This is a genomic window from Shewanella sp. 5S214 (assembly GCF_041439795.1).
Lineage (GTDB): Bacteria > Pseudomonadota > Gammaproteobacteria > Enterobacterales > Shewanellaceae > Shewanella > Shewanella vesiculosa.
The window spans coordinates 1-14,119 of sequence record NZ_JBGOOV010000033.1; the positions used below are offsets into that span (position 1 = coordinate 1).

Here is a 14,119-nt window from a genome sequence, read left to right on the forward strand (position 1 = left end):
CCCTGAGATCTGTTATCAGGGATCCAGGTGTTTCTTTTGACTTTTGTCTTGAATAATTAAAGCCAACACCTGGATTCCGGCTTAAAAGCATTGCCGGAACGACGTAGTAGGAAGCAATACCGGAACGACACGATAGTGGGTGTTTATTGTCACTTATTCTTTTTTACCTTTTTATTTTTGCTATTAGCTCACGCTAAATAAGGATATTTATGAAAGTTGTTATTCCCGTTGCCGGTTTGGGTACTCGTATGTTGCCAGCGACTAAGGCCATCCCGAAAGAGATGTTGCCATTGGTAGATAAACCATTGATTCAATATATTGTTGATGAATGTGTGAGCGCAGGGATTAAAGAAATTGTATTGGTAACTCATGCCAGTAAAAACGCAATTGAAAACCACTTTGATAAATCTTACGAACTTGAATCTACCTTAGAGAAACGTGTTAAGCGTCAGTTATTACACGAAGTACAGGCTATTTGCCCTAAAAACGTCACCATCATGCATGTTCGCCAAGGCGAAGCTAAAGGGTTAGGGCATGCTATTTTATGTGCTAAGCCGTGTATTGGTGATAATCCTTTTGCGGTTGTGTTGCCAGATGTCATTTTAGATTCGTATTCTGCTGATCAACGCACCGAAAACTTGGCATCAATGTTAATTCGTTATCGCGAATCTCATGCCAGTCAAATTATGGTTGCGCCAGTTCCGGATGACCAAGTTAATAAGTATGGTATTGCCGATTGTCACGGTGAAACGATTAATCCTGGTGATTCGACTAAAATATTTAATATGGTCGAAAAGCCAGAGATTGGAACAGCGCCTTCTAACCTAGCAGTTGTTGGTCGTTATGTGTTGTCAGAAAAGATTTGGGATCTTCTGGCTAAAACCTTACCGGGTGCCGGTGATGAAATTCAATTAACTGATGCTATTGATATGCTGATTGAATCTGACACGGTTGAAGCTTTCAATATGACCGGTAAGTCACACGATTGTGGTGACAAGTTGGGTTACATGAAAGCGTTTGTTGAATACGGCTTACGCGACCCTAAATTAGGCGGCGACTTTAAGAAAGAACTTGCTGGTTTATTGGAAGAGTATAGATAGTTACTGTTTTTGCTTCGCCGGTATTATTGAGTGCTAACGCCGCTATCTCCAGCACTTTTAATACGAGTTCCTCAATACTTCTAGTTCGTCATCCCCAAGATCTTTTATTGGGGATCCAGCTTTTACATTTCGTCATGAAAAGACAAAGTAGATTCCGGCTTTAAAAGCTTTGCCGGAATAACGTAAACTTCGTCATCCTTGAACGCTTTTATCCCGGCTCAGAAACGCTGCTGGGACGGATCCAGCTTTTGCGTTTTCGTCATGAAAAAGATAAAGCAGATTCCGGCTTTAAAAGCTTTGCCGGAATGACGTAAGTGGGAGCCTTGCCGGAATGAGAGCGGGAGCCTTGTTGGAATGAGAGTGGAAGTATTACCAACGCCGTTATCCTCGAATGCTTCTATCCCGGCTCAGAAATGCTGCCTGGACTGGTCCCGATTTTACTTCTCTGTTGTTTGTTATTGCTTTCTCACATCAACGCCTTTCCTTTTAGCAGCTTACGCAGCCACATTCTGTTGGGGCTGAGCAGAGCTTGTAGCTCTAGGCTTAGTGGTGATAGCTCGCCGCAGAGGTTTGCTGCTAAGCATTCGGCTACGAGTGGGCCTGAGCTGAGGCCGCGTGAGCCGAGTCCTCCTAATACATATAACCCGTCGTAAATTGGTGCTGGTGTTGCTTGCCAGTAGCGTTGCCATAGGCTGGGTTTGTCTTTCGATTGCTGCTGCACAGCATATCGGGTAAATAACGCGTCAACATCAGGTACGCAGCCCATTACTGGGAAGTGATCGCGACTGACCATCCTTACGCCAACTCTGGCATCGTTGTTTGAAACATCAATATCGTTAGGCCAGTTTGAATTGGGAAAGCTTTGTTGCATTTTTAGACTGTTTTCATGTTGTTCTAATGTACAGAAATCTAAGTGCTTAGGATCTTTGACATAGCTTGCTCCCACGCAATGAAGTTGATTGTGTTGTGGCGTAAGATAACCATTAGCGCAGATAACAGTATTGAGATGTGCCAATTCACCTTGTGGAGGAACATGGCTCACTTGGCCTCTAAAACCGGTGATTTGTAGCTGTTTTGTTTGCTTGTAGCGAGTCAGTTCAGCACCTGATGCAATGACGACCTGGTCGTGACTTGCTATAAGGGTGTTATTTTCGCCACTAAGCAGTTGCCAGCCAGATGGATGTGATTCCAGTGAGCTAATGTCACTATTATAGATAACGCGAACCTTGGCTAATGATTGTGCTTTGATAATACTAGCTTGTGCTAATTCAAACGGGCAGGCCCAGCCACCTAATGGATAATAAAAGCCCGACTTATCGATATCCACTTTGGCAAGTTGTGTCGCTTGGCTCGGGTTTACCTTAAAAGCAATTTCAGTGGGCCATGCTTGACCATCAATGATTTTATCTAATCTTGTTTGGCTGCGCTGATCAAAGCCTGTGTGCAAAACACCACACCAGTCATGACTAATATTAAATCCATTATCCGCTAAAGCCTGAATTCTTCGTCGGCTGTATAGAAAGGCTTGTTGAAAAAACTGACTTAGTGGGCCATTTTCTGGCGTCAATAACGGATAAATAGCGCCTTGTTTGTTGCCCGAGGCGCCTTGTCCTAGTGTGTCGTCTTTACAGTAAATAACCACGTCTTTACCGCGTTCAGCTAAAGATAGAGCAAGGCTTGCTGAAGCAATGCCGCCACCTATAATAGCGACAGGACTGCCGTCGCTAGAAGGTAAAGGAGGCATGGGGTTATAAGCAAATTGTTGGCGGGTTTGTTGTCTCAGTGCCTGACGTTCTGCGATAGCAATGTCATCATTTTCTTGCGATGATGTGGCAGTTAAAAAACCGCAACGTGATAATTGCTCATTAATGGATAGCGCGACATCGTCATGACTTGTACTGGCAAAAAATGTTGCATTATCAGTACTAATGCGTCCACATTGCCAAAGCAGTTGCTGATTAAAATAATGATCCGAATAAGTCTCTAGGCTCGTATGGGGTAGGGCAAACCAATGTGTTATCCTTTGTTTATTCGGCGTGGCGATAGTTTTAACTTGCTCCAGTGGCGAACCTTGATACAGGTCAATCGTCACTTGGCTTTGCAGGAGACTTAGGCGTTGGCAACCTTCGATTGCAGCTATTTCACAATCGAGCAAAGCGTGAGCAAAAGGGCATAGTGGATGATGTGTATTTAGTAGCCCTTGTTGTTGCCATTGATGTTCAAGTTGCTTGCGGTTTATGGCGATGGGTTCAAATACACTAATATGAACTCGTTTGTGAACCTGTTTTAAGTCGTTTTGCAGGTTTACCTGTTGTAAGGCTGCTAATAGCAGTATGATTTCATGACCATTACCAAAACCAAATTGACCTAGCGTTAATAATTCACGCTGATTGCGGTTAGATTTTGCATCATAGTCACTGGTTTGCAATACAGTACTGATATAGTGGTTAACTTGTTGTGAATATCGACTGTTTTGATTGACGTTGTCGCCTAACAATTCACAGATTGGTAATGTGTGTAAGTTGTTAGATGTAGATAACAAAGTAGTTTTATTCAAAATATTTTACTCAGAGCCGATAAGTTGGCATTATTTTACCTGCGTTTATGGAAAGCTGACCACTTAATTGCGTTAAAGCAGCTATGATTGCCACAATTAAGTACCGACATGTACCAAATGGATAGTATAAAAATGAAAAGAGTCGTGATCACCGGAATGGGTGTTGTTTCAAGTATCGGCAATAACAAGCAAGAAGTGACAGAGTCATTGAAAGCGGGTCGTAGCGGTATTACTCACTCGGCACAGTTTGAAGAAATGCAATTACGCAGTAAAGTTTGGGGCGACATTAAAATGAACCCAGCTGATCATATCGATCGTAAAGCGTTTCGCTTTATGGGCGATGCTGCTGCATATGCTTACATAGCTATGCAGGAAGCGATTGCTGATGCTAATTTAACAGAAGAACAGTATTCTAATTTCCGTGTCGGTCTGATTGCTGGTACGGGTGGCGCATCGTCAAAAAACCAAGTTCAGGCTGCTGATACGCTGCGTGAAAAAGGCGTTAAGCGTGTAGGGCCTTATATAGTACCTCGTATTATGTCTAGCACCGCAAGTGCTTGCTTGGCGACACCGTTTAAAATTAAAGGTATGAGCTATTCAATTAGTTCAGCTTGTGCCACTTCGGCCCATTGTATTGGCCATGCTGTTGAACTTATCCAGATGGGTAAGCAAGATATGGTGTTTGCTGGTGGTGCAGAAGAAGTTGATTGGACATTAACCATGGGCTTTGACGCTATGGGTGCGTTATCAACTAAATACAATGATACCCCTGAAAAAGCGTCTCGTACTTATGATGCTGACCGTGATGGTTTTGTTATTTCTGGCGGCGGCGGGATTGTTGTTGTTGAAGAATTAGAGCATGCATTAGCACGTGGTGCGAAGATTTATGCTGAAATTATTGGCTATGGCGCAACATCTGATGGCTATGACATGGTTGCTCCGTCTGGCGAAGGTGCGGTGCGTTGTATGCAGATGGCATTAGCCGATGTCGATACGCCGGTTGATTATATCAATACTCATGGTACTTCTACTCCAGTAGGTGACATGCGTGAACTTGAAGCGTTACGCGAAGTATTTGGTGAAAAAATGCCAGCTATCGCGTCAACCAAGTCTTTGACTGGTCACGCTTTAGGTGCTGCGGGTGTTCATGAAGCGATTTATAGCATGATCATGATGGAAGACAGTTTCATTGCGCCAAGCATCAACATCGATAATCTTGATGAAAAAGCGACTGGCATGCCAGTGGTTCGTGAAATGCGTAACACTGAGTTGAACACCATTATGAGCAACAGCTTTGGTTTTGGTGGCACTAATGCAACATTAGTGATGCGTAAATATAAAGCATAATGCGTTGTTAGTGGCTTAAGCCGCGAATGATGTTAAAGCCAGCTTGGGTAACCTTGCTGGCTTTTTTGTTGCCTTTTACCTAGAGAAAAATCAATAACTGGCGATTACAGGCGAACGCTGCGCCTACAGGAAAGGCTAAATGCCTAGATGCTAGGTCGCTTTGCGGCTACATGCTATAAAAGCTAAAGCTGGATCCGTGATGAAGGCAAACTTCATGATGACTGTTCTGGGCATCGGCAATCGCTGTTTCGTCCTATCCGTCGGGCTACGTTGGGCCAATGCCGTTTTGTCCTATTCCTCTAGCCAACGTTATGTCGTCCTATTCGTCGTTCCAGTAATGTATTCACTTATGTCATCAGTAATGTTTTCACTTACGTCATCCCGGTAACGCTTTTGAGCCGGGATCCATTCTTGGCTTTAGCTTTTCATTCCATAGCGCCGATGTCGCTTTGCAGTTAGGGGCTATAACATTAAAGTCTACCGCTGGACTCCCAATAACCGATCTTGGGAATGACGAGCTGGGTGCATTTGGTATAAGATACTGGCCATAAAAAAACGCGATGCCATGTCGTTAAACTCGCAGTGAATAAGATACCCAAATGAAAATAATTGCCGATGAAAACATGCCTTATGTTGATGCCTTATTTGGCTATTTAGGCAAAATAGAATATGTAAACGGCCGAACCTTGACCCCTAAGCAAGTCGAAGATGCTGATGTGTTACTGGTGCGTTCGGTGACGAAAGTGAATGCAGCATTAATTAACAATGCACATAAACTTAAATTTGTTGGCAGTGCGACCATTGGTACCGATCATGTTGATGTTGAGTATCTTTCGACGCGCAATATTTACTTCACTAACGCCCCTGGTTGTAACGCCACAGCAGTCGGTGAGTATGCTTTTATTGCCATGTTGGAATTAGCTCAGCGTTTTGGTGAGTCTTTAGCCGGTAAAGTGGTGGGGATTGTCGGGGCTGGTAATACCGGCACTGCAGCCGCGAAGTGTATGCAAGCTTATGGGCTAAAAGTGTTGTTGTGTGACCCCATTAAAGCCTTGCAAGGTGATACCCGTGAGTTTGTGTCACTTGATACGATTATTGAGCAAGCCGATATTATCAGTTTGCATGTACCTATCACCAAAGAAGGTGAGCATAAAACTTGGTACTTGTTTGATGAAACTAGACTGAATAAGTTAAAACCCAATACTTGGTTACTAAATTGCTGTCGAGGTGAGGTGATTGATAACCGAGCGTTGATCAAATTTAAACAGCAACGCGATGATGTCAAATTGGTGCTTGATGTGTGGGAAGGTGAACCTAAGCCAATGGCCGAATTAGTTGCCTTGGCAGAGTTTGCAACACCGCATATTGCTGGTTATAGCCTTGAAGGCAAAGCTCGCGGTACGTTTATGTTGTATCAAAAGTGGTGTGAGTTACTTGATTTTCCAATAAAGAAATCATTGGAGAGTTTATTACCGGCGTTTCAATTTAACCAAATTGTTAGCCAAGGTGATTTAACTGAAGGCCAATTGCTGAAATTGTCGCGTTTGGTCTATGATTTACGTGATGATGATTTTAACTTTAGGGGGTGTTTTTCAACCGCGACAGGTTTTGATCTAATGCGTAAAAATCACACTTATCGTCGTGAATATAGTGCTATCTCGTTAACGCAATCTGTAGACTATTTATCTGCTGGTTCGATAAACCCATCGATGTTGAATGCTTTAGGTTTTAATTGATAAGCTAATGTGAATATTGCCGACAAGCGCACAGATTAAGGCTAAAAAACAGTAATTTTAGCCAGTTGAGAAAAAATCACTTCAAAGTCGGCTTTTTTAGTACATTAACCCTAGTAAAGCACAACTAAACTAAGGTAGATTGATTGTTCAAACTGGAAAATATGGAGTCGGGCGTTAATTATGTCTCAAGAATTTAATGTAGTCGTTTTAGGTGCATCGGGCGCAGTGGGTCAAACTATGATTGAGATCCTCGAGCAGCGTAATTTTCCGGTTGCTAAGTTGTTTCCATTAGCGAGCAGTCGCAGTGCTGGCGAAACGGTCAGTTTTCACGGTAAACAAGTTGAAATTCTTGACGTAGAAACGTTTGATTGGACCCAAGCACAAATTGGTTTCTTTTCTGCTGGTGGCGATGTTTCGGCTAAATGGGCACCTATTGCAGGTGAAGCAGGTTGTGTCGTTATCGATAATACTTCACATTTTAGATATGACGTTGATGTGCCATTGGTCGTGCCTGAAGTTAATCCAGAAGCGATTGCTGATTTTCGAAATCGCAATATTATCGCCAATCCTAATTGTTCAACCATCCAAATGTTAGTGGCGCTTAAGCCTATTTATGATGCGTTTGGCATTTCACGTATTAACGTGGCGACTTATCAGTCTGTATCGGGTACCGGTAAAAAGGCGATTGATGAGTTAGCGGGTCAATCAGCTAAATTACTGCAAGGTTTGCCTTCAGAGCCGTCGGTTTATCCAAAGCAAATTGCGTTTAACGTATTGCCGCAAATCGATGTGTTCATGGAAAACGGCTACACCAAAGAAGAAATGAAAATGGTGTGGGAAACGCAGAAAATTTTTGGTGACGATGAGATTGTCGTTAATCCAACGGCTGTGCGCGTGCCTGTTTTTTATGGTCACTCAGAAGCTATCCACATTGAAACTCGTCAACCTGTTGATGCCGAAGATGTTAAAGCCGTATTACGTAACGCACCTGGCGTAGAATTATTTGACGATGATAGCGAATATCCAACAGCTGTCACTGAAGCCGCTGGTAACGATCCTGTTTACGTTGGTCGTGTTCGTAAAGATATTTCTCATTCTCACGGTATAAATTTATGGGTTACTGCCGATAATATTCGTAAGGGTGCAGCATTAAACAGTGTGCAAATCGCCGAGATTTTGATTAGAGATTATTACTAGTCACGTTTTTATGATCAGTAATGACTTAATCAGTTACGCGATTTAGTTTAAAAAGCCTGCAATGCGCAGGCTTTTTTCGTTTTACTGATCCCAATAGTAGCAGGTGTGGTAAATCTAGTTTATAGTCGTAAACATATCATTTTTAACATCAATAACATTGAAATTGCCTGCGAAATTGGCTCATCATGGATGTGATCAGATATAGTTAACGACCATAATACTAACGATAAAAATTGCCTAAAGCCTGTTGCCAAGTCGGTAACTCAATAGCGCTAAATGGGAAGGATGGGATGACTTTGCGTACTTCATATATTGTAGGTTTGATCGCCTGCACAGCCGTTGGCTTAACCAGTGTACAAATTATTGAGTCGGCACAAGCTGAAACGCTCAAAATTACTGGTCCCAATGGCGAGGTTAAACAACCAGCCAAACGCCAATATGGTCCGACGACGTCAAGAGATACCTTTTGGAGTATTGCGCAAAAAGTCAGACCCAGTGACCAGGTTAGTGTTTATCAAGTGATGGCGGCGTTATTTGATGCTAATCCGCACGCTTTTAGCGGTAATAATTACAATACATTAGAGCGAGGAATGATATTACTGATTCCTTCTGCCGATGAGATAGCCGCTATTCCCAATGATGTCGCTAAACGCCGCGCAGAGCAAGATGACAGCCGCATGAGTAGACAAACTCAGCCCCGTCCCGCCAGCAAACCGGTGCAATCTCCTAAAGTGGATATTGCCAAAAAAACTACAGCAACAAAACCACTGCAAATAGCCCCACAACCCCCTGCTGTTGAGGTTCAAACCAAAGCGATTAACCAAGCGAATGTTGTAGAAGTGAGTGAGCTAAACAGCTCGCTAGATAAAGCGAATGCAAAAACATTAATGCTTACCGATGAGCTCGCGCGCTCACAAGATGAGTTAATGGTCAGTAACAATGACAATCAAGCGTTGAAAAACAAAATTGAACAAATGTCATTAAACATTTCGTCGCTTGAAGAAGATTTACAGCTATTACGCGAAAAATTTGATGCCCTAAGTTTAGAAAATAAAAAACTCGTTGACCAAGGCGAGAATGCTGCGCCCGTTATTGAGGAGCCGACTGACTTTTGGCGTAGCTTAATGGACAACACTATGTTGCTGATCTTGGCTGCATCGGTGCCGCTTTTGGCGATATTTGGGCTTATATTTTGGTTACTCAGTCGCCGGAGTAAGAAGTCTCAGCTTTCTGAAGCAAATACAGAAACTCAAGCCGAGAAAGCGCTCGATCCAACACAAGCCGCTGACGACTCTGACGATATAGTGGTTCATTTAGATACCGATGATGAAGAGTCGATTGATGATTTATTGGATTTAGATAGCGTTGATTTACAGCCTGAAGTCCAAATGAGCGGTGATGCTGAGATGGACATGGCTTCAGATATGTTCATTGATGAAAAAGTGCCTGAAGATGAGGGCACTTCTTTAGACGATTTATGGGCTGAAGCCATGGATGATCAAGATTCTGATCTGCCACCGCTTGAAGATGACGATGATCTCGACAGTCTGCTTGCTGGGTTAGATGATGATCCTGATCAATCCCTAGATTCTACCGCGTCAGAGGATGATATAAACAGCTTATTAGCTGAGCTAGATGCTGACGACATTGTAAATAATGACACTGATGCTTTAGATGCAGCTGCCGAAGATGACATTGATTCGTTATTAGCTGAATTTGATATGCCAGCAGAGTCGGTTGCTGCAGCTGCTGTAAAACCTCAGCAATCAACTGCCGAAGATGATATTGATTCGTTATTGGCTGAATTTGATATGCCGGCTGAGTCTGATGAAGCTGATAAACCCATTATGGCGGATAGCGCCGAAGATGATATTGATTCGTTATTGGCCGAATTTGATCTGCCAGCTGAGTCTGATGCTGCGCCTGCAGTAAGTAAACCCGAAGCGGTCACAGCCGAAGATGATATCGATTCGTTATTGGCTGAATTTGATCTGCCAGCTGAATCTGATGCTGCGCCTGCACAGAGTAAACCCGAAGCGGCCACAGCCGAAGATGATATCGATTCATTGTTAGCTGAATTTGATCTGCCAGCTGAGTCTGACGATGTGCCTGCAGAGAGTAAACCGGAAGCGGCCACAGCCGAAGATGATATTGATTCATTGTTAGCTGAATTTGATATGCCAGTGGAGCCTGGAGATGTGCCTGCTGAATCGGATGAGACTATATCTGCAGATGACGCTTTATCCACTGATGACACCAATGATAATGCTGACGAGCTGCTTGCTGGCTTATCTGCCACCAAAGATGAGAGTGATCAAGACGGTTCGCAAGGTAGCGGCGATAACCGTGCTGAAGCAGACGAATTGGCACCTCTTACCAGCGATTCGGTTGACAATGATGATGACATTGCCGCGTTAATTGCTGCTGAGTTACAAGACGATGCAGATGACCAGGATGAACAGAGCAGCGATGAAGATATTGATTCATTATTGGCGAGCTTAAATGAACCGGTTATTGATTCTACATTTGCCGAAGAAGATGATGATTTAGCGGCGCAAATTGCGGCAGAATTAACTGATGAAGATATCACTGATGCTAATGACGATAATGAAACCAGTGATGATGACATCGATGCATTGTTAGCTAGCCTTAATGACCCGGTTATTGAGTCTGATACCACTGATAAGGACAACGCTGCGCTACAAGCACAAATTGCCGCTGAGTTAGAAGATGATACCGCTGCTGAAGAACTTGTCGCCGATGATGAATCTATCGATGATGATATTAATGCTCTATTGGCCAGCTTTGAAGAGAAAGCAACCGACGATTCACCTTCTGCCACTGATGCTGAGAGTTCGACATCTGTCGAAGAAGCTCTTGAAGATAATGAATTATTTGACGAGTTTGACCAATATCTTACTGAAACTGAAACCGACTTAGCTTCAACAGACGATGATGTTGAAGCTAACCAAGCTCCTGCGGCAGCAGAACCCAAAGTTGATACTGCAGTCGACAGCGAAGAGGAAGATAACAGCTGGTTGGAAGCTGAACTTGAGGCGGCATTAGCATCAAGTAGCGCGACTAACAGCGATGTTGATAGTGATACCGAGGTTGAGCCAGAGCATGCTACTAAAATAGCGGCAGAGACAGATGATGATGGTCTTGAGGCATTGTTGGCTCAAATGGACGATGACGATACGCCGCCATCGGTTGCGCAAAATAAGGCCAATAAAGATTCTGGTTTCTTTAATGATCTTAAATCGAGCAAACCTAAACCTGAGTTATTAGATTGGGAAAGTGATTTACTTAATGCGGTTGAGTCAGCGGCTGATGAAAGAGAAGTCGATGAGCCACAGGTAAGTGATGATGATTTATTGGCAGCATTTTCACAGTCATTAAAAGATGATGACAATGATGATGACTATAGCTCTGAAGACGATTATATCCTTAGCGATAACAACTTAACGGTTGATGAAGCATTAGCGGCACTTGACGAAAAAGAACGTAGCAAATCTTCAGCATATAAAGCCAGTGATGATGACTTAATGCGTTTTGAACGTGAAAACGGCTACATTGATATTGATAAATTGTTGAACGATGCGGATGAAGATGACGATAAAACAGATCAATATAAAGACGTTAGTGTTGATATGGGCTCTGTAAACTCGTTAATCGGCAATCCAGATATGGTTGATGTTGATGATGAAGAAAACTCTGTTAATGCCAAACTTGATTTAGCCAGGGCATACATTGAAATTGAAGATCAAGACAGTGCTCGAGCATTATTAAAAGAAGTGCAAATCGACGGTAATGAACGTCAACAATTAGAAGCTAAGAATTTAATTAACAGTTTCAGTTAACCCACTAAATGAGGTCTCATAGGCTTAAAATACAGGCTTATGTTGACCATATAAAAGCAAACGGCGCAGATACATGCGCCGTTTTTTTGTGATAAACTGCGCGCCATTATTGAGTAGAGGATATAGGCATGCGGGTCGCGTTAGGTGTTGAGTATGATGGTAGTGGGTTTTGTGGGTGGCAGCGCCAACTCGATGTCGATTCAGTGCAAGCCCAGATTGAGAAAGCGTTAAGTTATGTGGCTAACGAGCCTATAACCGTATCGTGTGCTGGACGAACTGACACCGGAGTACATGGTACTGGGCAAGTGGTGCATTTTGACACCAATGTGCAACGTCCAATGACGGCGTGGACACAAGGCGTTAATGCTAATTTACCCAACAGTGTAGCGGTGAGATGGGCAAAAGAAGTTGATGACAGTTTTCATGCCAGATACAGTGCATTGGCCAGACGCTATCGTTATGTTATTTATAATCATAAGCTACGCCCTGGTATTCTCAGTGCCGGAGTGAGTCATTATCACGGCGATATTGATGAAAAATTGATGCATCAAGCTGCGCAACTTTTTGTTGGTGAACACGATTTTACCAGTTTTAGAGCGCTGCATTGTCAATCTAAAACCCCATTTCGTAATGTGCATCAAGTCAATGTGACTCGCCAAGGCATGTACATCATGGTCGATATTCAAGCTAATGCATTTTTACATCACATGGTGCGCAATATTGTGGGTTCATTATTGCAAATCGGTTTAGGCAATCAACCTATCGAGTGGATCTCTGAACTGTTGGCTCTGAAAAATCGCAAGCAAGCTGCTGCGACGGCTAAACCTAATGGATTGTATTTAGTCGATGTGACTTACCCAGAGCAATATCAACTGCCTAAGTTGTCTCTCGGGCCATTGTTTATGCTCGACTAAAGTGATGTTAGTCATTTTTGAGTTGTTAAACCCAGAGTATATTACTGCAACACCTGCTAAGGTTTGCATACGTTAAATGGTATTGAATTATGTCAATCGCGTCTGAAATTACTGTTCCTAATCAACAATCAAGCTTAAATCAATGGCTGGATTATTTACTGGCTATTCATCCTAGTGAAATTGATATGGGATTAACTCGAGTGAGCGCTGTTGCTAGGCGTCTTGAGGTGATTTATTTGGCTCCTGCTAAAGTGATTACTGTAGCCGGTACCAATGGCAAAGGCACAACCTGCGCCATGCTCGCGTCGATTTTACGCCAAGCTGATTTATCGGTGGGTGTTTACAGCTCACCGCATTTACTGCACTACAATGAACGAGTACAGATTAATCAGCAAGACGCCAGTGATGCCTCTCTTATTGAAGCCTTTTGTGCCATTGAGGCCGCTCGTGGTGATATTTCATTAACCTTTTTTGAATATGCTACCTTAGCCGGTTTATATTTGTTTAAAGCTGCTAAAGTCGATGTGATTATTCTGGAAGTGGGCTTAGGGGGCAGGTTAGATGCCACCAATATGATTGATTCCACCGCCACGATCCTTACCTCTATTGATCTTGATCATCAAGAATATTTAGGTGATACCCGTGAACTGGTTGGCAGAGAAAAAGCCGGTGTGTTTCGCCCCGATTGCCTGGCCATTATTGGTGAACCCGATTTGCCGATGAGCGTCACTGAATATGCGCATCAAATTGGGACAACACTTTATCGTGTTGGTCATGAGTTTGATTACCATAAAGACCAGAGCCATTCAGACCAATGGCATTTTACATCTATGCAGCAAACATATTCAGGGCTGAGTGTACCAAAGCTACCACTGGCCAATGCGGCGAGTGTTGTAGCCTTGCTAAGCCATATTTGGCCGCACATTAGTCAGCAGCAGATTAACCAAGGTTTGCAGCAAGCTCAACTCGCTGGACGATTAGAGCAAGTCAGTGAGCAACCTTTAGTACTCTTAGATGTGGCACATAACCCCCATGCGGCCAGATATTTAGCCCAGCAATTGCAGGCGTATCAAGGTCGTCGTATTGTAGCCTTGTGTGGCATGCTTAAAGATAAAGATATTACGTCAGTATTAGCGACATTAGCCGAGCAAATTAGTCACTGGAACTTCGTCAGTTTAGATATTCCACGTGGCGCATCAGCGCAAACTCTGCGTCAAGCATTGCCTAATGATGCTTGCCGTGACCGTGCCAGTGAGTTTGTTGATATCAGCAGTGCATGGCACGCGATCCAAACGACAGTGAAAGCCGATGATGTGGTCATTGTATTTGGCTCTTTTTATACTGTCGCAGGGTTTAAATTGTTATAAACACTATTTGTTTAAGACGTCGTTTTTAGAAATCATCATAA

At 43.2% G+C, this 14,119-nt stretch carries 8 protein-coding genes; 7 read left to right on the forward strand and 1 reads right to left on the reverse strand.

Annotated elements, in window-relative coordinates; genetic code table 11:
- The first annotated feature begins 209 nt into the window (after window positions 1–209).
- A complete protein-coding gene (gene galU / locus ACED29_RS18170) occupies window positions 210–1,100 on the forward strand; it encodes a UTP--glucose-1-phosphate uridylyltransferase GalU (protein ID WP_371698312.1) in 891 nt (296 codons plus the stop codon).
- Window positions 1,101–1,566: 466 nt separating this feature from the next.
- On the opposite strand, the gene mnmC is transcribed toward galU, so the two are convergent.
- Complete coding sequence (gene mnmC, locus ACED29_RS18175; RefSeq protein ID WP_371698314.1) at window positions 1,567–3,657, reverse strand: FAD-dependent 5-carboxymethylaminomethyl-2-thiouridine(34) oxidoreductase MnmC; 2,091 nt, start codon at window positions 3,655–3,657, stop codon at window positions 1,567–1,569.
- Between the two features lie 132 nt (window positions 3,658–3,789).
- Between mnmC and fabB the strand changes: the two genes are divergently transcribed.
- The 6 genes from fabB to folC all read left to right on the forward strand — a co-directional run bounded on the left by fabB (window position 3,790) and on the right by folC (window position 14,078).
- Window positions 3,790–5,004, forward strand: coding sequence for a beta-ketoacyl-ACP synthase I (gene fabB / locus ACED29_RS18180; RefSeq protein ID WP_182723490.1), 1,215 nt, complete (start codon window positions 3,790–3,792; stop codon window positions 5,002–5,004).
- 599 nt (window positions 5,005–5,603) lie between these two features.
- Entirely contained in the window at window positions 5,604–6,740 is a 1,137-nt protein-coding gene (locus ACED29_RS18185; RefSeq protein WP_371698316.1) for a 4-phosphoerythronate dehydrogenase, read from the forward strand.
- A gap of 180 nt (window positions 6,741–6,920) precedes the next feature.
- Window positions 6,921–7,937 carry an aspartate-semialdehyde dehydrogenase gene (locus ACED29_RS18190; RefSeq protein ID WP_124016162.1) on the forward strand — a complete coding sequence of 339 codons (1,017 nt, stop codon included), beginning with the start codon at window positions 6,921–6,923 and terminating at the stop codon, window positions 7,935–7,937.
- A gap of 290 nt (window positions 7,938–8,227) precedes the next feature.
- On the forward strand, window positions 8,228–11,797 hold the full coding sequence (locus ACED29_RS18195; RefSeq protein WP_371698317.1) for a FimV/HubP family polar landmark protein: 3,570 nt from the start codon (window positions 8,228–8,230) through the stop codon (window positions 11,795–11,797).
- A 128-nt stretch (window positions 11,798–11,925) separates the two neighbouring features.
- On the forward strand, window positions 11,926–12,711 hold the full coding sequence (gene truA / locus ACED29_RS18200; protein WP_182698500.1) for a tRNA pseudouridine(38-40) synthase TruA: 786 nt from the start codon (window positions 11,926–11,928) through the stop codon (window positions 12,709–12,711).
- Window positions 12,712–12,800: 89 nt separating this feature from the next.
- Complete coding sequence (gene folC, locus ACED29_RS18205) at window positions 12,801–14,078, forward strand: bifunctional tetrahydrofolate synthase/dihydrofolate synthase (RefSeq protein WP_371698319.1); 1,278 nt, start codon at window positions 12,801–12,803, stop codon at window positions 14,076–14,078.
- Window positions 14,079–14,119 lie beyond the last annotated feature (41 nt).